Here is a 21,113-nt window from a genome sequence, read left to right on the forward strand (position 1 = left end):
CGACTGTCGACCAACAGGTTCCCGCGAGGGGACGACTCGGATGCGAGGTGGCTCGGGTGTTCCAGCACCCGGGCCACCGCTGTGCTGGGCCTCAGCCCAGGCCGCGCGCCGGCTCACCCCCGTCCTGCTGCGAGACGGGTGCGAGGTCCGCGGAGATCGCCGCGGCGAGCTCGTCGGGCGTCGCCCCGCGGCTGAGCAGCGCGTGCCAGCGCGCCCAGCGGTCGACCCCGCCGAGGGTCCCGTCCTCGATGCGGGCGAGCAGCCCGGCGGTGAACTCCCGCTCGGCGCGCAGCATCGCGTTCCGGTAGGTCGCCTCGACGAGGAACATCTCGGGGACGTCGCGCACCTGCGGCGAGGACAGCACCGCCTCGCGTGCCGCGACGTCCGCGTCGAGGGCCGCGATCCGCTCGTGCAGCCGCGCGACGGCGTCGTCGGGCGCGAGCAGGCCGATGAGCGAGAGCCCGGTCTCGAACGCGGGGTACTCCTTGGCCGGCACGGCGACGAGCTCACGCAGCCAGCCGACGGCCTCGGCGCGGCCGTCGTCCGTGATCGCGTACACGACGCGCTCGGGGCGGTTCCCCTCGCGCTCGACGCGGTCGACCCCGATGAGCCCGTGCTTCTCGAGCTGCTTGATGACCGCGTAGAGCGCCCCGAAGTTGAGGCGGATGCTGTCCTCCTTGCCGCGCTCGCGCAGCGTGGTGGTGATCTCGTACGGGTACATCGGCCGCTCCCACAGGCACGCCAGCACGGCGAGCGCGAGCGGGTTCGCCACGCGGCGACGAACGGACGGGGTGGTCACTCTGGCGAGAGTATCCGGAGTGGAGTGCTCCGTCCAGGATTCCCCACCGCGTCGCCCGTTCGTGCGCCGGGAGGCTCAGGGCGCCGGTCGCGGCTCCACCGCACCCGGCACCTGCGCGCCCCGCACCCGCACCCCGCGGACCAGCAGCCAGCCGATCAGGCTCAGCTCCGCGAGCGCGGCGGGCACGGTCGCGAGCGGCGTCACGGTCGCCGCCGCCGCAGGCGCGAGGAAGCCGACGAGCATGTCCACGAGGTACCCGACGCAGCCGACGACGAGCAGCACGCCGATCACGCGCGGCACCGCCCCCGACCGCAGCACGAGGTACCCGAGCGGCGCGAGCCACAGGCCGAAGAACATCTGCGCGACGAGGTAGCCGTTCCGGTGCAGGTCGAGCAGCAGGAGCACCACGCCGTCCGCGCCCGCGGGCCCGAACGCGCCGGCGTACGCGGGCTCGGTCGCGACGAGCAGCGCCCCGAGGTGGTGCACCAGGTTGAGGCACATGATCGCGGTGGCGACCCCGACGAGCCCGACCATCACGCGCCCGACGGCCCGGGCGGCGTGCCCGAGCAGCGCGTAGAGCAGCACGCCGACGAACAACAGGAGCGTCGCCTGGACGAGGTCGGCGACGAAGGCGACCCGCACGAGCGACGCGTGCGCACGGACCCGGTCGGCGGTCTCGGCCGCGTCCCCCGGCACGTGCACGGCGGCGCGGGCGCCGAGGTGCGCGAACGCCCCGAGGACGGCGAGCAGCAGGTAGAGCGACGCCGCGAGGCGCGCGACGCGCTGCGGGTGGCACAGCGTGGACGACGGCAGGGCGGCCGGTACGGGCGGGACGGCGTGCGGCGCGGGCTGGGAGGTGAGCATGACGACTCCTGGTTCTGGGTACGGCGGGGAGGACCACGGGCAGGACGCGTCGTGGACCGGGCAGGGAGAGGTGTTCGGGCACGAGCCGACGGCCCTCGCCGGCACGAGCGCGGGCAGGGCAGTGCCGACAGCGGGTGCAGCGACGGCAGCGGCCGGGACACACCGGCCGACCGAGACCGAGCCGGGTGGCTCCGGGAGGTGGCGCGTGCGTGCGCCGATGGAGGGGCCGGCCGGGGTCAGCCGTCCCGTCGGTCCGGCGCGTCGGCCGAGCCGTCGTCGGGGTACTGGAAGACGTCGTCGAGCGGGACCCCGAAGACGTGCGCGATCTGGAACGCGACCTCGAGCGACGGCGAGTACCGGCCCTGCTCGATCGCGAGGACGGTCTGGCGGGTCACGCCGACCCGTCGCGCGAGCTCGGCCTGCGTCATCTCGTCGTGCGTGAAGCGCAGCGTGCGGATCCGGTTGGTGACCCGCGTCTGCTTCGCCATCACCGGAAGCCCCGGCGGTAGGCGACGAGCTTGGCGGCGCTCCCGACGACGGCCGCGAGCGTGAACGCGAGGTACATCGCGTTGGCGACCCAGACGTGCGGCTGCTCGAGCAGAGTCAGCGCGAACGGGACGACCATCGCCACGCCGAGCGTCACGCCGCCGACGAACTCGCCGCGCCGGTTGATCTCCTCGTCGCGCACGTCCTTCTGGTGCGCCTCGGACGGGCGGGCGACGCCGAGCACGACCTGCCCGACGACGCTGAGCACGACCGAGGCGGCGATCGCCCCGAGCATCGTCGAGACCCACGGGGCGTCGGCCGGCGGCGCACCGCCGGCCCGCACGAGCAGCGCGACGACGTACCCGACGTAGGTGACGACGGCCGCGCCGAGGTAGAGCCAGGCGCCCTTCTCCTCGAACGACATGCCGGGCTCCTCGGTCGGGCGGGTGATGCTCCAAAGGTATGCCAGACCTGACATCGTGTCAATAATCTTTGACACCACGGACGGGCCGGCGCCCCTACGCTCGGACGGTGAGCTTCCACGTCGCCGCGAGCGCCTACGACCGGTTCATGGGGCGCTTCTCCGGACCGCTGGCCGGGCGGTTCGCGGACTGGGCCGGCGTGCGCCCCGGCATGCGCGCGCTCGACGTGGGCTGCGGCCCTGGGGCGCTCACCGCGGAGCTCGCCGACCGGCTCGGCGCCGGCGCCGTGCACGCCGTCGAGCCGTCGCCGCCGTTCGTCGAGGCGGTGCGCGCGCGGCTGCCCGGCGTCGACGTGCGCGCGGCGTCCGCCGAGGACCTCCCGTTCGACGACGACGCGGTCGACGCCGCGCTGGCCCAGCTCGTCGTGCACTTCATGGCCGACCCGGTCCGGGGCCTGCGCGAGATGGCGCGGGTGACCCGGCCCGGCGGCGTCGTCGCGGCGTGCGTCTGGGACCACGCCGGCGGCGGCAGCCCGCTCGCGACGTTCTGGGGCGCCGTCCACGAGCTCACGCCCGCGGCACGGGACGAGTCCGGGCTCGCGGGCGCGCGCGCCGGGCACCTGGCCGAGCTGTTCGACGCCGCGGGGATCGGCGACGTCGAGTCGTCCTGCGTGAGCGTCTCGGTGCCGTTCGGGTCGTTCGACGACTGGTGGGAGCCGTTCACGCTCGGCGTCGGCCCCGCGGGGGCGCACGTCGCGAGCCTCGACGCCGACGGCCGCGCCGCCTTGCGGGCCCGCTGCGCCGACCTGCTGCCCGCGGCACCGTTCGAGATCCGCGCGTCGGCGTGGTGCGCGCGCGGCCGGGCCTGAGCGCACCCGTCCGGCTCGGAGCGGCACTCGCCGGCACCTCGGGTCACCGCCCGGCCCCGCCGTGACGACGCCCACCCGGCGACTGCGGGGGCGGGGCGCCCCTACGCCGTGCGGGTGTCGAGCCCGCGCGCGAACCGCAGGCTCTCCTCCACCACCGACACCACGGCCTCGAGCTCGTCCGCGTCCCGCGGCCCGTAGACCATGACCTCCGTGCCGAAGTCGGCGTACTGGTGCGGCTCGGCCCACCCCAGCCGGTCGAGCTCCGCGGCGCGCGCCGGGGGCAGCACCAGGTGCAGGCTCGTGTCGTCGACCCCGTGCAGGTGCACCGGCTCGAGACGCTGGCCGGGGGCGAGCGACCGCTCGGGGGCGAGCTCCTCGCGGAGGTCGGCCAGGAACACCGCGCGCGACGACGCCGGCGAGACCTGGCTGATGCCCTCCACCACGCCGTCGAGCGCGAAGACCCGGGCGACGAGCTCACCCCACAGCGCCGCGGGCGCACGCTGGTCGACCTGCCGGTGCGGCCCCTCGTCGGACGTCGTCGGGCGCGGCCCCGGCCTCGGTTCGCTCAGCACCCGAGGACCCTACCCACGTGCGCGTCGAGCTCGCCGCAGCAGTCGCCGGACCGGTCGGCGCTGCGGCCGTCGGCGCCCCGCTGAGCCCCACGCGACCCGACGCAACCGCGCCGGCAGCACCACCGGCGCCGACCCGGCCGCCGAGGAGCCCCCCGGCCGGCCCGGTCGGACGACGTCGCCGGACCGGTGCCCGACGCGGTGGGCGGACCCCCGCGCCGGGCGACCCGTCAGGCGGCGGGACCCGGCGTCTCGACCGTGATCCGCACGACCTCGCCCGTGCGCCGGAACACCTCGGCGCTGAGCCCGGCGTCGAGCGCGGCGTCGGGCAGCGTGACCGTCGACCCGTCGGCGCGCTCGACCGTCACGGTGGTCGCCGAGCCGGCCGCCGCCCGCCGGTACACGACCGGGACCTGGCAGAACGTGAACGCGAGCGACCCTGCGGGCAGCTCGACGTGCTGCGTCGCCCCCGTGACGTCGAGGTACCGGAAGGTCGCGGGGCCGCCGGTCCACTCCTCGGCGCGCAGCAGCACGGGCCGGAACACGACGCGCCCGTCCTCGACGCGCAGCCCGAGCTCGCCGAGGCGCGTGAGCACCTCCTCCTTGACCTGACCGGTCATGCCGGGCTGGCGTGCGCCCTTGCCGGCCGGGGTGTGCGAGTACGGGTCGATCGGGAACGCGCCGTACACCTCGGGGGTCTTGCAGTACCCGAGCCCGCTGCGCACGTCCTCGTAGATCTCGGCGAGCCGCCGCACGACGCCCGGGTCGGCACCCTCGGCGACCGCGCGCTCGTGGTTCTCCTGCACCGCGAGCAGCAGCTTGGAGACCATGTGCCAGTAGATCGAGCCGAGCCCCTCGTACGCGAAGAACGTGCCGGACCGGCCCGTGAACTCGGCGTGGTGGAACACGTCCTCGAACAGTCCGAGCAGCGCCGCGCGCTCCTCGTCGGACACCTCGACCGGCGCCCGGTCGAGCGCCGCCGCGACGTCGCCCGCGTTGTGGATGTCGGGGGCGAAGTGCACGTCGCCGTGCACGTCGCGCAGCACGACCGACCGGTCCCCCGCCGCGACGAGCCGCTCGACGAGGGGCACGCGGGCGGCGTCGGCTGCGGCCACGGTGTTCCGGTCGAGGAAGCTCGGCAGCTCCTTGTCGGGGTAGAGGATGTAGCTGTGCTGGTCGGCGCGGTAGAGCGCGCTCCGCCGCAGCCCGTCGAGCAGCTCGACGGCCTCCGCCGGGCTCAGCAGCCCGGCCGAGAGCACCGCGACCTGACCCTCGAGCATCGGGCCGAGCCGGCGCACCCCGGCGCCGTCCGCCCGCAGGTCGAGCAGGTTGTAGGAGTGGGACAGGGCGTCGGCGCGCCGGTTGGCCCGCAGCCCGGAGTCCACGTAGCGCTGCGCGACGTCGAGGAACGCGGTCACGTCGGCCGCCTCGAACGGGACGACGGCGCCGCCGAACCCGTCGTAGACGCGGGCCCGGTACGCGGTGCCCGCGGCGCCGAGCTCGTCCATGACCGCGAGGCGCGCCGCGTCGTCGAAGCCGGTCGCGGTGCGGTCGGCGTGGCGGGCGAGCGCGTCGTGCACGTCCGCGAGCAGCGCGCGCAGCTCGGTCGTGACGGTGACGTCGCCCTGGAGCAGGTCGCGGACCACGTCGAGGTAGCGCCGCACGTAGGCGAGCGTCACGACGGACAGCCCGCGCCCGACGAGCGCGTTGTTGGCGTCGTTCCACTCGGGGCGCTGGGTGTTCATCCAGATCCCGCCCTCGGGCACGAGGTTGACGAGCTTCGCGGCGAGCAGCAGCAGCAGCTTCTCGGCGAGCGTCACGCGGACGAGCTCGCCGTCGGGCCCGTGCACGAGCCGCCCGTCCGCACCCTCGAGCGCGACGCGGCGCTCGACGGCCGCCTGCGCCTCCTCGTCGAACGCGATCGTGTCGTACGGGTCCTCGAGGGTCTTCGCGTAGGACGCGATCCGGTACGGCACGTCGGCGTGCGTGAACACCGCGCGGTCGACGAGCGCGTCGAGCCGCCCGGGGTGGAAGCGCCGGGACGTCTCGAGCAGCTTGAGCAGGTAGACGATCTGGTGGTCGCTCCAGTACCCGATGTTCGCCCACGGGTTCTCGGGCTCGGGGACCTCCCAGTCGATGCCCTGGCGGGAGATCCGGTACGGGTTGTAGCCGTCGGCGGTGGTCGCGTCGAGGAACACCGTGACCATCGACTCGACGTACTCCGGGAACGACCAGGCGAGGGCCTCCCAGTTCTGGAAGATGTCGCGCCAGTTGCCCTGGAAGTCGACGAGCGTGCGGCCGTCGGCGTCGCGCAGCGCGATCCGGAACTTGTTCCACGGGCGGCTCGGGTCGCCGTGGCGGCGGCTGAACATGAGCGGCAGGTACTCGCGCGCGAGCCGGCCGAGGTCCGCGTCGCCGTGGGAGTCCGCGAGCGTGACGAGCGTGTCGATGCCGAAGCGCTCGGGCAGGCCCGCGAGCAGGTCCGCGCAGCGCTCGGCGGTGCGCGGGCTGCGCTCCGCGACGAACCGGCGCACGTCCTGCGCCTCCGCCGTGTAGCCGTCGACGGGCACCCCGCCGCGCATCGTGTTGAACAGGACGTTCGCGCTGTGGTGCGCGGCGGCGAGCTCGTCGCCCGTGAGCTGCGCGGCGTCGGCGGTCGCGAGCAGGGCCTCGAGCGCGGTGCGGGTCTCCTCGACGTCGGCCGCGAGCCGCTGCGCGAGGGCGGCCGGCTCGGCGAGCTCGGTGCGGAGCGCGACGACGTCGGCGGCGCTGTGCTCGACGTCGGCGACGACCTGCCAGCGCCGCGTCTCGCCCGGCGCGAGCGTGAGCCCGGTGCGCACGAGGTAGGCGCCGCGCTCGCCGCGCACGTCGATCTCGCCGTGCACAGGCTGCCCGGCGGCGAACGCCCGGAGCTGGCGCGTCGAGACGAGCCGGTCGGCGGCCTCGAGTCCGAGGGACCACGCGACGTTCGCGCGCAGCGACTCGCTCGGCTCGGACTTGTCGGTGAGCTTCGAGTTCAGGTAGAGGATCCCGAGGCCGGTCGCGCCGTCGACCTCGCTGCGCTTGTAGGCGTCGAGCAGCGAGCTGAGCTCGTTCTGCACCTGGACGGTCGCACCCGCGGGCAGCAGGTTGACGAACCCGTCGAGCAGCTCGACCTCGACCGGCTCGTCGGACGTGGACGTGAGCTCGCCCGTGCGCACGACGCCGTACCGCGCGCTCGTCTGCCACGTGACCCGCACCCGCAGGCCGGGGTCGGGGCGGGTCTCCTCGAAGACGAGGGTCGTGCCGAGGTAGTCCTTGGACAGCGTGCGCCGGGCCGCGGGGTCGCCCGGGCGGGTCTCGGCGAAGGGCTGCCAGACGGTCGTGGCCCCGTCGGCGCCGGTGACGCGCAGCAGCGTGAGCCCGCCCGTGCGGCCGGCGCCCTCCGCGACCTTGTCCTCGGTGTAGTACGGGAACAGCGCGTGCTCGGCCTCGACCCGGCCGGCGGTCAGGCCGCCGCTGCTGGAGATGAAGACCCACAGGTCGCTCGCGCCGACGAGCGTCATGAAGAACGGCGGGATCTGGTCGTACGCGGTGATCTGGTAGAACGGCCGGCCCTCGATCTCGAGGGTGCGTCCGGTGACCGGGCCGGCGTCGGTGGCGGACAGGGGTGCGGCGACCTGCAGGGACATGCGGGTTCCTTGCGTCGTGAGTGCGGCGGACACGTCGGGCGCGCGTCCCGGCGGTTCCGCGACCGTGCGGGACCGACGCTGAGAGAGCGCTCTCACGCCAGCGTGTCATGCCGGTGCCCGTGCGGGCAAGGACCGGGCCTGGGACCTGCCCGGGCGCGGGCCGCAGCGCGCACCGGCTCCGACGGCCGCACCGCCGGACCGCCGTCGTCGCCGGCGGATGAGAGAGGTCTCATGCACTTACTGACCGGACCGTGACCAGTTCGTGACATTCTGCCGACCATCCCTGACCCCCGACAGGAAGCCGTCGCCGTGACCGCACGCAGCGCAGCACCCGCCCCCACCCGCCCGTCCGCCCGCCGCCGGGCCGTCCTCGCCGGGCTGCTCCCCGGCCTCCTGGCCGCGACCCTGCTCACCGCCCCGCCCGCCGCGTCGGCCCCCGCCGCGGCACCCGCCGGACCCGTCGCCCAGTCCCCCGGCGCCCGCACCGCCGTCCCCGGCGGCTGCGGCCAGCTGTTCGACGACTTCGCCTACACGTCCTCGACCGACCCCGCGCTGCGCTCGCGCGGCTGGACCGTGCGCACCGGCGCGGGCGGCCCCGGGGTCTCCGGCAACACGTGGTCCGCCGCCAACGTCGACTTCCCCGGCAGCGGCGCGGCCCGCACGATGCGCCTGCGCGCCCAGACCGACGGCACCGGCGCCGGGACGGTCAACGCCGAGGTGTACCAGCAGCGCAAGTTCTTCGAGGGCACCTATGCGAGCCGCGTGCGGTTCACCGACGCGCCGATCAGTGGCGCCGATGGCGACCCCGTCGTCCAGACGCTCTTCACGATCACGCCGCTCGACTTCCCGAACGACCCGGCGTACGGCGAGGCGGACTTCGAGTACCTGCCCAACGGCGGCTGGGGCGCGACGCGGCCCACGCTCTTCACGACGACGTACGAGACCTACCAGAACGACCCCTGGAAGGCCGACAACGTCAGCACCACGATCCCCGGGAGCCTCGACGGCTGGCACGACCTCGTGCTGCAGGTCGACTCCGGCCACGTGCGCTACTACCTCGACGGCCGCCTCGTCGCGGACCACACCGGGCACGTGTACCCCGAGACGCCGATGTCGCTCAACGCGAACCTCTGGTTCATCGACCTGGCGTCGCACACCGGGGGCGTGAGCCGGTACGAGCAGGAGGTCGACTACGTCTACTACGCCGACCGCGAGGTGCTCGCTCCCACCGACGTGACCGCGCGCGTCGCCGGCCTGCGCACCGCCGGCACGAGCCACACCGACACGGTCCGGGCCGGCACCTGCACCCCGACGACGCCGCCGGTGTCGCCGCCGGCCACCCCGACGCCGACGCCCTCGCCGACCGCGAGCACGCCGGCGCCCCGACCGACCCCGACGCCGAGCGCGACCCCGGTCCCGACCGTCGCGCCGAACCCGCCGGCCGCGCCGCTGTGCGACCGCCTGCGCTCGTGGACCCGCCACCGGCTCTACTGGCCGGGCGCGACCATCACGCACGCCGACCACGTGTGGCGGGCGACGCGCGCGACCCGCCGCACGGTCCCCGGCACGAGCACCGCGTGGCAGGACCTCGGGCGCTGCTCGACGTCCTGACCCCACGCCGGGCGGGCTGAACGACGGGGGTGCGGTCCGGTTCCGGGCCGCACCCCCGTCGTCGTCCGGGGCGAGGAGCACCGATCGACCGCCGCAGACCGTTGCGCCGACGCCCGCGCGGTGGTCCGCTGGGGGATGGTCCACGGACGGGTCCACCTCATGACCGAGCGCCTCACGCTCCGCGAGCTCACCGCCGACGACGTCGACCTCCTCGTCGAGCTCGACGCCGACCCCGCGGTGATGCACCACGTCACGGGAGGGGTCCCGACGCCGCGCGCGGAGGTCGTCGACGAGATCCTGCCCGCGTTCCTGGCGTACTACGCGCGCGGCGACGGCTACGGGTTCTGGGCCGCGGTCGAGCGCGGGTCGGAGGAGTTCCTCGGCTGGTTCCACCTGCGCCCCGGCGAGGGGCGGCCGCACGACGAGCCCGAGCTCGGGTACCGGCTGCGGCGCGCCGCCTGGGGCCACGGGTTCGCGACCGAGGGGGCGCGTGCGCTCGTCGACACCGCTTTCTCCGACCTCGGGGCCGCCCGCGTCGTCGCCGAGGCGATGGCCGTGCACACCGCGTCCCGGCGGGTCATGGAGAAGTGCGGGATGCGCCTCGTGCGCACGTTCCACGCCGACTGGCCCTACCCGATCCCCGGCGACGAGCAGGGCGACGTCGAGTACGCGATCACGCGCGCCGAGTGGGAGGCAGCCCGGCGCGGGTGACGGCGGGTGACGGCGGGCGACGCCGGGTCAGTCCTGGATCACCGAGAGCACGTTGCCCGCCGGGTCGGTGAACCACGCGATGAGCGGCCCGCCGCCCCGGAAGACGCCCTGGGCGTCGGTCTCGATCTCGGTGCCCTCGTAGTGCTCGAACGCGACGCCCCGCCCGGTGAGCCACGCGACCGCGGCCTCGACGTCCGGGACCGGGAAGTTCAGCACCGTGAACGTCGCGGGCACGTGGTCCGGCTTCGGGTAGACGAGCACGTGCGTGCCGCCGCCGAGCCGGAGCGTGAGCATGCCGTTCTCCTCGGTGACGTCGAGCCCGAGGGTCTCCGCGTAGAACGCCCGCGCGCGCGGGACGTCGTCGACCGAGAACCCGCTGAACGCCGTCGACTCCCGCAGCATGGTCGCTCCTCCCGGGTGCCGTGGCACCGTCCGCCGGGCCCGCGCCGGGGGGCGGGGCTCAGGGGGTAGACCGGCCCCCGCGCCCGAAGTCATCGGCGGCGCGCCGGAGGTCGTCGTCCGGCGCCGGCCGCGCACCGCGCCGTGGTGCCGCGCGCCGGAGGTCGTCGTCCGGCGCGAGCCCCCCGTCGTCGTCCGGCGCGTGCCCGCCGCCCTCCGGCGCATGCCGCGCGGCCTGCCGCACGGCCCACCAGCCCAGCAGCACCGACCCGAGCACCGCGACCGCGTTGTGCGCGTACTTCGGCCCGGCCGGCACGTCGCCGAGCGGCACGACGAGGAACCCGACCGCCGCCCGCGCGACGAGCGCCCCGGCGGCGACCGCGGCGACGTGGTGGAGCGCCCAGCCGTCCGCCCGCGACCACCGCCGCAGGCCGAGGACCGCCGCGACCAGGACGACCGCGGTCTGCGCGACCCCGGTCCACGTCTCGTCGGACAGCGTCACGAGCAGCCCGCCCACGAGCCCGGCCGCCGCGAGCACCGCCAGGGGCGGGACCCGACCGGCCCGGCGCTCGGCGACCCAGCGCCCGAGCCCGAACGCGGCGACGGCGCACAGCGCGGCGACCCCCCACGCCCCCGCGACCTGCGCCGTCGACGCGTGGTCGGTCTCGGTCTCGAGGTGGTCGACGTGGACCAGCAGCGCGGCGGCGGCGTACAGCAGCGCCGCGACGACGAGCCCGGGGGCGCGCAGCCAGGGCCGGCGGGCGGCGTCGGGCCGCAGCGCGTGCACCAGCGCGATCGGGACCGTGAAGCTCCACACGGCGTGCCCGACGAGGAAGTTGCTCGCGTTCGCGACCGACACGCCCCACGGCTCGACGAACGTCGCGCGCGCCGCCGCCTCCCAGCCCTCGATCTGCCGGTAGGAGAGGCTGAACAGCGACTGGTCGACGACCCCGGCCTGGACGACGCCGAGCGCCGCCGCGAGCGCGAGCACCCCCGGCCAGCGCAGCCCGGTCCGCACCGCGACCTCGCGCAGCAGCAGCGCGGGCGCGCCGTACAGCGGGACGAAGAACAGCAGGCCTGCGAGCAGCGCGGGCAGGTTCCCGGTGCTCGTGTCGTAGCCGACCAGGTACTCCGCCCCGACCGGCGAGAGCACCAGCAGGCCGGCCGCGAGCGCCCAGCGCACCCGGCGGCGAAGCGGTGGCGGCTCGGCGCCGACGCGCGCGGGTCCGACGATCCCCGCGCCGACGGGCTTCGTCCCCGGTCGCGGTCCCTGCTGCGGCCCGCGCTCCGGCCCGGGCCGCGGTCCTGGCTGCGGCCCACGCTCCGCGGCCGGCCGCGGCCCACGCTCCGACCCCGGCCACGATCGGCGCTCCCGCCCCGGCCGCGGTCCGCGCTCCCGCCCCGGCCGCGGTCCCCGCTGCTGCCCCGGCTGCCCCGGCTGCCGTGCGACGTCTCCCATGCCTCCGACGCTAGGAGCGCGCCCGACGCCCGGGCATCGGCCACCGGTCGGCGGGCTGCCGCCGGAGGTCGACGCGCGTCGCGCCCCGGGTCGGTGCACCGGTCCCGCCCCCGGGCAGGAGCGACCGCCGTCCGCCGGTTACCGTAGGGCGTGCCCGAGCCCCCAACCCTTCCCCGCCGCGTCGCCGTGCCGCTCGCGGCCCTCGCCGTCGTAGCCGTCGGGACCGCGGGCTGGGCGCTGCTGGGTCCCGGGCGGTCCTCGTCGCAGGCCGACGACGCGCCGTCCCGCACGGCCACCGCGACCCCGGCGCCCGCGTCCCCGGCCGCCACGTCCGCTCCCCCGTCCGCCGGCCCCACCACGCTGCCGGACCCGGACGCGCCGTCGATCGCGTTCTTCGGCGACTCCCTGACCGTGGGCGTCGGCGCGCCGCCCGAGCGCGGGTACGCGTGGCAGACGGCCGAGGCCCTCGGCTGGCCGATCGCGGTCGTCGACGGCGTCGGCGGCAGCGGCTTCCTCGCTCCCGGCGAGGGCGAGCCCATGCCCGACCGGGTCGACGACGTCGTCGCCGCCGCGCCCGAGGTCGTCGTCGTCGCGGGCGGCAGCAACGACGCGTTCCGCGGCTACGAGCCGGCGCAGGTGCAGGCGGCCGCGACCCAGCTCCTCACCGAGCTGCGCACAGGGCTCCCCGACGCGACCGTCGTCGTGCTCGGGCCGTTCGTGTCGGTGCTCCTCGGCGGCACGCAGGAGGACGCGATGACCGCGGCGGTGCGCGGCGCGGCCGAGGCGGCGGGCGTCCCGTTCCTCGACGCCGCCGAGCTGGTCGGCTCCGCGACGTCGGGCAGGCAGGGCCTGCGCCCCTACCTCAGCGCCGACGGGCTGCACCCCAACGAGACCGGGTACGGGGTGCTGGCCGGGGCGCTCGCGGAGCGGCTGCCCCCGCTCGTTCCCTGAGTCTTCACCCCCGGTGCGCCTTGTCCGCGCCGTCGCCGACCCCGTAGAACGGGACGAACCGGACATCGCACCGGGCGATGGCCGTACCCAGGGGGATGCACCTATGCGGAGAAGACTCGTCGCCGTGACCACCGTCGGGGCGCTCACGGCGTGCCTCGCGCTCGCCGGACCGCTCGCGGCCACCGCGTGGAGCGCACCACCGCCGGCCGGCTGGACGTCGGTCGACCTCGGGACGCTCGGCGGGCCGCGCACCGACGCGACCGACGTGAACGACAAGGGCCACGTCGTGGGGCAGTCCGAGACCGCCGGCGGCCTCCGGCACGCGTTCCTCTGGCGGGACGGCGTGATGACGGACCTGACTCCCGGCGCATGGCAGAGCGCGGCGACCGCGATCAACGAGCGCGGCGAGATCGCGGGCTACGTGCAGCTCGCGGAAGGCCAGCCGACGCAGGCCTTCCGCTGGTACCGCGGGACGACGACGCTGCTGCCGGGCACGGAGTACGGCTCCGAGATCAACGAGCGCGGTCAGGTCGGGGGCACCGCGCAGCCGTCCGAGGAGGACCCGTGGACGACCTCCCCGTTCGTGTGGACGTCCGGGACGCTCGTGGAGGTCGGGCCGGTGCCCTACCCCTCGACATGGACGTCGAGCGGGATCGTCGACCTCAACCGGTCGGGGACGGTGCTCGGCCGGACCGAGGACTTCGACGACCGCGAGGTCAGCTACGTGTGGCGCGACGGGACGATGACGCGCCTCGGCGAGGCGGACGGGCGGTTCTTCGCCACCGACCTGAGCGACCGCGGGCACGTCGTCGGCCGCGCCTCGGAGGCGGACCGGCTGCTGTCCGCGGTGCTGTGGCGCGACGGCACGGCCGAGGACCTCGGGACGCTGCCCGGCGACGTGTGGGCCAGTGCGAACTCCGTCAACGAGCACGACGTGGTCGTCGGCTGGAGCCAGGGTGCCGACCCCACGGACTCCGGCCGGCGCGCGTTCGTGTGGGCCGACGGGTACATGGACCCGATCGGCGTGCCGGACGGCGCCTGGAGCGAGGCGTCCGAGGTCAACGACCGCGGCCAGGTCTCCGGGCGGATCGGCTTCGCCCGGCCGGACGGCACCCCCGTGCAGCAGGCGTTCGCCTGGGTCGACGGCACGCTGACGCCGCTCGGCACCACGCACCGCGCGGTCGCCGTGACCGACCAGAGCGGAGCCGGCCACGTGCTGTCCATCGTGTACGACGACGGGGCGCGCGCGATCCTGCACGTGCCGCCCAAGCGCCGGTCCTGACCCGGAGCAGCGGGTGCGGGGCGGTCCCTCCGGCCGCCCGCACCCGCTGTCCCCCGCACGCACCGCCCCGGCCCCCTTCCGGCCGGGCGGCGCACGTCTCGGCGCGCGTCAGTCCGCGCGCGCCTCAGTCGGCCCGCACGACGGTGTCGCGCAGCGTCGAGCGCAGCAGCGGGCGGCTGGTCTCGGTCGCGGCGAGCATGAGCAGCACGCCGCCGGCGAGGAAGCCCAGCACGAGCAGCAGCCCCGAGCCGTCGGTCGCGCTCGCGGCGCCGAACACGAGCGCCGACAGCACGAGCGCGACGCCCGCCGAGGTGCCGGCCACGAGCAGGAGCGGCAGCAGCACCTCGCGCCGCCGGGCCGAGTCGAACAGCTCGACCGGGACGCCCGCGAGGCGCTGGAGGGCGTACTCGCGGCGCCGGTCCAGCACCGAGGCCGCCTGCTGGATCCCCGCCGAGACGGCCGCGACGGTGAACGAGATCGCGAGCGTCAGGAGGCCGCCGGTCACGACGTCCTGCAGCAGGAACCTCTCGACGGGGTCGCTGCTGATCGGGCTGGTCGAGGCGATCGCGGGCAGGATCGACAGGCAGCCGGCGACGAACGCGGCGAGGCCGAGCCCACCGACGACCCGCCAGGACGCGCGCGGGTCGTCGACGAGCCGCCGGGCCGCGAGCAGCGTCGCGGGGGTGCGCGCGCGCCACGCCATGACGCGGCCCGTGAGCCCGATGATCCAGGGCCCGACGAGGTTCAGCCCGGCGAACGCCAGCCCGAGCATCCCGAGCATGAACCCGTACACCACCGCGGCCTCCAAACCGCTGACCAGCTTGGTCACGGCGACGAACCCGCCGAACGCGACGAGCAGCAGCAGCGCGCGGTACCAGCGCATCGCGGGCGGCGTCTGGCGGCGCGCGACCCCGAGCGGCGAGACGACGACCCGGCGCAGCGACACGGTGCCGCTCAGCGCCGCGAGCAGCGGGACCCCGAGCAGCACCCCGGCGAGCGCCGGCAGACCGACCCACAGCTCGCCTGCGGTGAACGGCACGCCCTGGAACGGGATGCGCGTCCACACGGGCATCAGCGCCGCGTAGCCGACCGCGCCGACGAGCGCCCCGGCGAGCCCCTGCAGCGCGGTCTCCACGACCGTCAGGGCGACGACCTCGCCGGGGGTGACGCCGAGGAGCCGCAGCGTCGAGAGCCGGGCGTCGCGCCGGGAGACCCCCAGCCGCGCCGCGGCACCGCCGAGCGAGACCAGCGGGACCAGCAGGAGCACCCCGGCGATCGCGGCCATGATCACGTACGGCCCGGCGTCGAACCGGGTGAACGGTGCGGGCGGGTCGTCGGCGCGCGCCACGAAGCCGAGCAGGCCGCCCAGCACGCTGAGCGCGAACGCCGTCGTCACGGCGAACGCCGCGACCGCGAGCCCCGTGGTCAGCGACCCGCCCGAGCGGTGCAGCCGCGGGGCGAGCGCGAGCACGGCCCTCACCGGGCACCGCCGGGCGCGGACGCACCGGACGCAGGCCCGGCGGCGGGCTGCCCCGGCGCGGCGTCGGTCACGTGGCCGTCGCGCACGTGGATGCGGCGCGAGCACCACGCGGCGACCTGCTCGTCGTGCGTGACGAGCACGAGGCTGGCCCCGGCCGCGGCGGTGGCGCCGGTCAGCGCGCGCATGACGTCCGCGCCCGTGGACTGGTCGAGCGCCCCGGTCGGTTCGTCGGCGAACACGACCTCCGGCCCGGTGACGAGCGCGCGGGCGACCGCGACCCGCTGGGCCTCGCCGCCCGAGAGCTCGCCGGGTCGGCGGCCCTCCTTGCCCGCGAGCCCGAGCGCGGCGAGCCACTCGGCGGCCCGGCGCGTGGCCTCCGGGCGGGCGACGCCCTGCAGCATGAGCGGGAGCGCGACGTTCTCGACGGCCGGCAGCTCGCCGAGGAGCTGGCCGAACTGGAACACGAACCCGAGCCGGCGGCGGCGCAGCAGCGACCGGTCGCGCTCGTTCAGCGTGCCGATGTCGGTGCCGCCGAGCCGCACCGTCCCGGCGTCCGGCGCGAGGATCCCGGCGAGGCAGTGCAGCAGCGTCGACTTGCCCGAGCCCGACGGGCCCATGACGGCGACGGTCTCGCCCGCGGCCACGTCGACGTCGACGCCCGCGAGCGCCGTCGTGGCGCCGAAGCGCTTGACGACGCCGCGCGCCGAGAGACGCGGACTGCCCGGGGGGCCGCCCGGCGTCGGGTGCGGGGCTGGGCTGCTGTGTCCGGCTGCGGTTCGGGGCATGCCTCGACTCTTGCCGCCGTCGCCGCCCCGGGCGTCGCCGCACGGGTGGGTCCGCGCCGGGCCGGTGTCCCCCCACGGGCGCGCGGCCCGTCCCCCTGCGGGGGTGCGCCGGGTCCCCCTGCGGGGGCGGGACGGGTGCGCGCCTGCGGGCGCGGGACCCGTGCGCGCCTGCGGCTCGACCTGCGTGCGCCTGCGCGACGATGGGCTCATGACGAGCACGCAGCCCCGCCCCCCGGTCGCCCCGCTCGACGAGCCCGCCGCGGCGGCCCTGTGGCAGGACTACCTCGCCGCGCACCCCGAGCACGCGTGGGACACCCCGACGGTCGAGCACTTCGGCGACAGCGCACCGCTGGCCGACGAGCTGCTCGACCTCGTGCTGCACGGGCCGAAGCGCGCGACCGCGACGCTCCTGGCCGACTTCGCCGCCGAGGGCGAGCTACCCCCGCGCATCGGCTCGCACTGGGTCGCGTGCGACGGCGCGGGTCGCCCGAGGGTCGTGCTGCGCTCGGTCGAGCTGCGCGTCGGGCCCGTGCACAGCGTCGACGACGCGTTCGCCTGGGACGAGGGCGAGGACGACCGCACCCGCGCGACGTGGCTCGAGCAGCACCTGACGTACTGGCGGCGGACGTGCGCCGCGCGGGGCGTCGAGCTCGACGAGTCCGTCGAGGTGGTGTTCGAGCGGCTGCGCGTGGTGTGGCCGCCCGAGCACGCGGACTGACCGGCCCCGGGCGCCCCTACGACGCGAGGCCGACGTCGAGGAGCGTCTGGCGCACGGCCGCGACCTCGCCGGCGACGAACGCGTCGAGCTCCGGGCCGGTGAGGAACGCGTCGGACCAGCCGTGCTCGTCGAGCGCCGCGGTCCACGCCGCGGAGCCGTGCGCCGTGGTCAGCAGCGCGACGAGCTCGTCGACGCGCGCCTGCTCGAGCGTCCCCGCCGCCGCGACCCCCCGCCAGCCCGTGACGACCACGTCGACGCCCTGCTCGGTGAGCGTGGGCACGTCGGGCAGCGCGGGCGAGCGCTCGGCGCCCGAGACCGCGAGCGCGCGCAGGCTCCCCGAGGCCAGGAGGTCGGCGTGCTCCGAGACGTCGGCGACCGCGGCGCGCACGCTGCCGTCGAACAGGGGGTCGAACGACTCCCCCGCGCCCGACTGCGGGACGTAGCGCAGCCGGCTCGCCACGTCCGCCGCGGGGACGCCCGCCGCGAGGAGCATCCGGGCCGCGAGGACGTGGTCGGCGCTGCCGGCGGGCCCGCCCGCGATCGCGACGGCCGGGCCGTTCGCGACGACGTCGTCGAGCAGGTCGGAGACGGTCGTGTACGGCGAGTCGGCGGTCACGACGACGGCGAGGGGCTCGTCCGTGAGCCGCGCGAGGGGCGTGACGTCCTCGAGCGTCGCGGCGGCGTCGGTCAGCTCGACGGCGCCGACGAGCACGTCGCCGACGACGAGCAGAGAGTCGGGGTCGGCCTGGCCGACGAGCTGGGTGAGGCCCACGGTGCCGTCCGCGCCGCGGTAGTGAACGATGTCGACACCGTTTTCCACACCCTCGGCGGTGAGCACGTCGACCAGCGCCTGGCCCGTCGCGTCCCACCCGGTCCCGCGCTCGGACGGCACCATGATCGCGAGCGCGTCACCGGCCGCGGTGGTCTCCGCGACGGGTGCGGGCTGCGCGCCGCCTCGCCCGGCGGGCTCCCGCGTCGAGGCGTCCGGGCTGCACGCGGTCAGCGCGGACGCGAGCGCCAGCACGGCCGAGCCGAGGACGAGCCGGGTGCGCGCACGGGTGATGCTCCGCATCGATCCTCCTTGATCAGCGCGGCCGGTCGAGCCGGCCGCCACGGTGCGAAAACCTTATCGAAGCCTCCCGCGCTGACCTGGGGGTTTGCTGGTCATACCTTCTGGCGCCCCGCCGGGGTCGTCGACGTGGCGAGGTCGAGCAGGAGCACGTCGGAGCCGCCCTCGCGCCCGACCACGACGAACCCGCGCCGCTCGTACATCCCGCGCGCGAGGTCGTTGCCGTCCTCGACGCTCAGGCTCACGGCACGGGACCCCTGCGCGCGCACGGCGTCGAGGCACGCGTCGAGCAGCGCCGACCCGGCGCCCAGCCCGCGCCCCGGCGCGAGCACGCCGAGCGAGAGCTCGGGGACGTCCTCGGCGACGAAGCCCCACCCCGCCCGGTCCGCGGTGAGGAGCCGCACCCACGCCGCGCCGAGCGGCTCGCCCGCGTCGCCCACCGCGACGACCCCGACGTCGCCGGGCCGCCCCCAGCCCTCGACGTAGCGGGCGAGGTGGTCGTCGGTCCGCACGTCGGCGACCGTGACCCGCTGCTCGCCCGTCCAGTTCACCGCCTCGACCACGAGGTCCGTGAGCAGGTCGACGTCGGTCGGGAGAGCAGGTCGCAGCAGCATCCGGTCATGGTGCCCGACCGCGCCGGCGGATGCCCGAAAAATACGTTCGCAACCGCTGCATCCAGACGGGACCCCCGCGCCGTAGAGGTGGTGTCAGCACGTCAGCGCCCCCGCAAGGGCCCACACCCTGGAGCACCTCATGCGTACCCGACTGATCACCGCCGGCGCCGCCGGCCTCGCCCTCGCTGCCACGGCCGTCCTCCCCGCCTCGGCCGCGACCCCCGGCAACGCATCCCTGTCCGTGCTGCACGGTGTCCCCGGGCTCACGGTCGACGTCTGGGTCAACGGCGAGCGCACGCTGGACGACTTCACGCCGGGCACCCTTGCCGGACCCCTGGACCTCCCGCCGGGCACGTACAGCGTCGCGATCACCGCGGCGGACGCGGCCGACGCGAGCGCCCCCGCCATCGGCCCCGTCGACCTGGCGCTCGCGGCCGACACGAACTACACCGCGGTCGCCCACCTCGACGGCGCGGGCGCACCCACGGCGACGCTCTTCACCAACGACACCTCGACGATCGCCGCGGGCCAGGGCCGCCTCACGGTCCGCCACACCGCGGCCGCCCCCGCGGTCGACGTCCTCGCGGGCGGGACCGCCGTGATCTCGAACCTGTCGAACCCGAACGAGCAGAAGCTCGACCTCCCCGCCGGGACCGTCTCGGCCGCCGTGGCCGCCACGGGCACCACGACCCCGGTCATCGGCCCGGCCGACGTCCCCGTCACCGAGGGCACCAGCACCATCGTGTACGCGTGGGGCAGCCTCGAGGCGGGCAACCTCCAGCTCGCGGTGCAGACCATCGACGGCCTGCACTCGGCGCCGGGCGGCGTGCCGTCCGGTGAGCTCGGCCTGGCGAGCGAGACGCCGGCGACCTCGTGGGCGGTCGCCGCTGCGCTGCTCGCCCTCATGGGCGGCGTGCTCGTGGCCGCCCGTCGGCGGGTCGCTGTCGCGGTGACGCGCGACTGACCCGCCCGGGTGCGGCGCCCCGCTCCCCCGCGGGGGCGCCGCACCCACCCGACCGGTGGCGGTGGGTGCTCAGCGGCGGGCACCCACCGCCGCCTCCCCGTCGCGGGGCGGACGCCCGGGTCCCGGGTGGCCGCCCTCGACCCGTCCCCGCCGCTCCCCCGCTCGACCCGCACGCGGCTCCCGCCCCTCCCCAGCACAGCGAGGACACCCCGATGACCACCGACCGGACCACCCGACGCCCTGCGCACCGCGGCGCCGTGCGGCACGCGCCGGCCCTCGCTCTGCTCGTGTCGCTGGTCGTCACCGGGTGCGCCGCCGACCCCGAGCCGGTCGCTGCGACGCCCGCCCCGACCGCGAGCCCCACCCCGACGGCGGCCCCGCAGGAGCCCGTGCTCGACGTGCCGCTCCAGCCCGCGACCCTCGGCGCGCAGCCCGCCGCCGACGCCCGCCGCCCCGTCGACCTCGTGATCCCCGACCGCGCGATCCAGGTCCCCGTCGACCCGGTCGGCGTGGCCGAGGACGGCCAGATGGAGATCCCCCCGCTCGCCGAGCGCGCCGGCTGGTACCGCTTCGGCTCGAGCCCCGGCGACCCGTCCGGCACCGCCGTCGTGGCGGCCCACGTCGACTCGGTCGCCTCCGCGGGCCTCGGCCCCTTCGCGAAGCTCGGCGACGTGCAGCCGGGCGACGTCGTGGACGTGACGCTCGACGACGGGACCGCCGTCCGGTACGCCGTCGTCGACGTCGTCCGCGTCCCCAAGGTCGAGGCCGTGTGGGACCAGGTCTTCGTGCGCGACGGCCCGCCGCGCCTCGTCCTGGTCACGTGCGGCGGGGTGTTCCAGCGCGAGGTGGGCTCCTACACCGACAACGTCATCGTCACGGCGGAGCCGGTCGGTGCATGATGTCCGTGCTAGCGGGCGCGCCATCGGCACGGCGCGCGACCACTGCGCCGCTGAGGAGGAGGTCCCCGCTGTCCACGCCCTCGCCGGTCACGCACCTGCGCACACCCCCTGAGTGGGACGACGACGCGGTCGCCCGCGCGTTCGCGGCCGGGGACGAGCTCGCCCTCGCCGAGGCGTACCGGCGCTGGTCCGCGTTCGTGCACACGCTCGCGCTGCGCTCGCTGCGCGACGCGACCGACGCCGAGGACGTGACCCAGCAGGTCTTCGTGAGCGCGTGGCGCGGACGCAGCGGGTACGACGCGAGCCGTTCGCCGCTGCGGGCCTGGCTCACCGGGATCACCCGCAACGCGATCGCCGACGTGCACGCCCGCCGGGCCCGCGACCAGCGCGACGCCCTCGCCGTCGCCGCGACGACGCCCCCCGCGCCCGAGCCCGAGACCGCGCAGCTCGCGGAGCGCCTGACGATGGCCGAGGAGCTGGACCGGCTCGGCG

Annotated in this window: 21 protein-coding genes; 9 read left to right on the top strand and 12 right to left on the bottom strand. The window is 76.3% G+C overall.

Features of this window, described 5'->3' with window-relative positions; genetic code table 11:
- Positions 1-91: 91 nt before the first annotated feature.
- The 4 genes from CCE01nite_RS03020 to CCE01nite_RS03035 form a co-directional block, all read right to left on the bottom strand.
- On the bottom strand, positions 92-799 hold the full coding sequence (locus CCE01nite_RS03020) for a PadR family transcriptional regulator (RefSeq protein WP_034634497.1): 708 nt from the start codon (positions 797-799) through the stop codon (positions 92-94).
- 75 nt (positions 800-874) lie between these two features.
- Complete coding sequence (locus tag CCE01nite_RS03025) at positions 875-1,663, bottom strand: DUF4386 domain-containing protein (protein WP_084142936.1); 789 nt, start codon at positions 1,661-1,663, stop codon at positions 875-877.
- A 236-nt stretch (positions 1,664-1,899) separates the two neighbouring features.
- Positions 1,900-2,151, bottom strand: a complete 252-nt coding sequence (locus CCE01nite_RS03030) for a helix-turn-helix transcriptional regulator (RefSeq protein WP_034634499.1) — start codon at positions 2,149-2,151, stop codon at positions 1,900-1,902.
- Positions 2,151-2,627, bottom strand: coding sequence for a hypothetical protein (locus tag CCE01nite_RS03035; RefSeq protein WP_246056297.1), 477 nt, complete (start codon positions 2,625-2,627; stop codon positions 2,151-2,153). Before CCE01nite_RS03035 ends, CCE01nite_RS03030 begins: the two co-directional genes overlap by 1 nt.
- A 53-nt stretch (positions 2,628-2,680) precedes the next feature.
- Here CCE01nite_RS03035 and CCE01nite_RS03040 point away from each other — a divergent pair, with 53 nt between their 5' ends.
- Complete coding sequence (locus CCE01nite_RS03040) at positions 2,681-3,439, top strand: class I SAM-dependent methyltransferase (protein ID WP_034634501.1); 759 nt, start codon at positions 2,681-2,683, stop codon at positions 3,437-3,439.
- Between the two features lie 101 nt (positions 3,440-3,540).
- On the opposite strand, the gene CCE01nite_RS03045 is transcribed toward CCE01nite_RS03040, so the two are convergent.
- Together CCE01nite_RS03045 and CCE01nite_RS03050 are read right to left on the bottom strand one after the other, a co-directional pair.
- Entirely contained in the window at positions 3,541-4,011 is a 471-nt protein-coding gene (locus tag CCE01nite_RS03045) for a luciferase domain-containing protein (protein ID WP_246056298.1), read from the bottom strand.
- A gap of 227 nt (positions 4,012-4,238) precedes the next feature.
- A complete protein-coding gene (locus CCE01nite_RS03050) occupies positions 4,239-7,679 on the bottom strand; it encodes a 1,3-beta-D-glucan phosphorylase, GH149 family (RefSeq protein ID WP_034634502.1) in 3,441 nt (1,146 codons plus the stop codon).
- 309 nt (positions 7,680-7,988) lie between these two features.
- Between CCE01nite_RS03050 and CCE01nite_RS03055 the strand changes: the two genes are divergently transcribed.
- Positions 7,989-9,290, top strand: coding sequence for a glycoside hydrolase family 16 protein (locus CCE01nite_RS03055; protein ID WP_211254601.1), 1,302 nt, complete (start codon positions 7,989-7,991; stop codon positions 9,288-9,290).
- Positions 9,291-9,449: 159 nt separating this feature from the next.
- Positions 9,450-10,001, top strand: a complete 552-nt coding sequence (locus CCE01nite_RS03060; RefSeq protein WP_246056299.1) for a GNAT family N-acetyltransferase — start codon at positions 9,450-9,452, stop codon at positions 9,999-10,001.
- Positions 10,002-10,028: 27 nt separating this feature from the next.
- Here CCE01nite_RS03060 and CCE01nite_RS03065 read toward each other — a convergent pair whose 3' ends face one another.
- Complete coding sequence (locus CCE01nite_RS03065) at positions 10,029-10,403, bottom strand: VOC family protein (protein WP_034634504.1); 375 nt, start codon at positions 10,401-10,403, stop codon at positions 10,029-10,031.
- Positions 10,404-10,461: 58 nt separating this feature from the next.
- Positions 10,462-11,583: a hypothetical protein gene (locus CCE01nite_RS03070; protein WP_141371959.1), complete on the bottom strand. Its 1,122-nt coding sequence runs from the start codon at positions 11,581-11,583 to the stop codon at positions 10,462-10,464.
- Between the two features lie 426 nt (positions 11,584-12,009).
- Here CCE01nite_RS03070 and CCE01nite_RS03075 point away from each other — a divergent pair, with 426 nt between their 5' ends.
- Positions 12,010-12,810, top strand: coding sequence for an SGNH/GDSL hydrolase family protein (locus tag CCE01nite_RS03075; protein WP_084142862.1), 801 nt, complete (start codon positions 12,010-12,012; stop codon positions 12,808-12,810).
- 124 nt (positions 12,811-12,934) lie between these two features.
- The gene (locus tag CCE01nite_RS03080; RefSeq protein ID WP_034633159.1) at positions 12,935-14,092 is read left to right on the top strand and encodes an HAF repeat-containing protein; all 1,158 of its coding nucleotides are present in this window, start codon (positions 12,935-12,937) and stop codon (positions 14,090-14,092) included.
- A 124-nt stretch (positions 14,093-14,216) separates the two neighbouring features.
- On the opposite strand, the gene CCE01nite_RS03085 is transcribed toward CCE01nite_RS03080, so the two are convergent.
- Both CCE01nite_RS03085 and CCE01nite_RS03090 read right to left on the bottom strand, forming a co-directional pair.
- On the bottom strand, positions 14,217-15,572 hold the full coding sequence (locus tag CCE01nite_RS03085; protein WP_052104339.1) for an FtsX-like permease family protein: 1,356 nt from the start codon (positions 15,570-15,572) through the stop codon (positions 14,217-14,219).
- A complete protein-coding gene (locus tag CCE01nite_RS03090) occupies positions 15,569-16,357 on the bottom strand; it encodes an ABC transporter ATP-binding protein (protein WP_084142860.1) in 789 nt (262 codons plus the stop codon). The genes CCE01nite_RS03085 and CCE01nite_RS03090 overlap by 4 nt, the downstream gene beginning before the upstream one ends.
- 208 nt (positions 16,358-16,565) lie before the next feature.
- On the opposite strand from CCE01nite_RS03090, the gene CCE01nite_RS03095 reads away from it, so the two are divergent.
- On the top strand, positions 16,566-17,075 hold the full coding sequence (locus tag CCE01nite_RS03095; protein ID WP_034633153.1) for an ASCH domain-containing protein: 510 nt from the start codon (positions 16,566-16,568) through the stop codon (positions 17,073-17,075).
- Between the two features lie 16 nt (positions 17,076-17,091).
- On the opposite strand, the gene CCE01nite_RS03100 is transcribed toward CCE01nite_RS03095, so the two are convergent.
- Both CCE01nite_RS03100 and CCE01nite_RS03105 read right to left on the bottom strand, forming a co-directional pair.
- Positions 17,092-18,147, bottom strand: a complete 1,056-nt coding sequence (locus CCE01nite_RS03100; RefSeq protein WP_034633150.1) for a tripartite tricarboxylate transporter substrate binding protein — start codon at positions 18,145-18,147, stop codon at positions 17,092-17,094.
- A 92-nt stretch (positions 18,148-18,239) separates the two neighbouring features.
- A complete protein-coding gene (locus tag CCE01nite_RS03105) occupies positions 18,240-18,758 on the bottom strand; it encodes a GNAT family N-acetyltransferase (RefSeq protein ID WP_052104338.1) in 519 nt (172 codons plus the stop codon).
- Positions 18,759-18,897: 139 nt separating this feature from the next.
- Here CCE01nite_RS03105 and CCE01nite_RS03110 point away from each other — a divergent pair, with 139 nt between their 5' ends.
- From CCE01nite_RS03110 to CCE01nite_RS03120, 3 genes are all read left to right on the top strand, one after another.
- Positions 18,898-19,722 carry a DUF4397 domain-containing protein gene (locus CCE01nite_RS03110; protein ID WP_034633149.1) on the top strand — a complete coding sequence of 275 codons (825 nt, stop codon included), beginning with the start codon at positions 18,898-18,900 and terminating at the stop codon, positions 19,720-19,722.
- A 212-nt stretch (positions 19,723-19,934) separates the two neighbouring features.
- Entirely contained in the window at positions 19,935-20,621 is a 687-nt protein-coding gene (locus tag CCE01nite_RS03115) for a class F sortase (RefSeq protein WP_052104337.1), read from the top strand.
- Positions 20,618-21,113, top strand: a 496-nt coding sequence (locus tag CCE01nite_RS03120) for an RNA polymerase sigma factor (RefSeq protein WP_246056300.1), incomplete at its 3' end; no start/stop codon positions are given. The genes CCE01nite_RS03115 and CCE01nite_RS03120, both read left to right, overlap by 4 nt.

This window comes from Cellulomonas cellasea, assembly GCF_006538745.1.
Taxonomy (GTDB): domain Bacteria; phylum Actinomycetota; class Actinomycetes; order Actinomycetales; family Cellulomonadaceae; genus Cellulomonas_A; species Cellulomonas_A cellasea.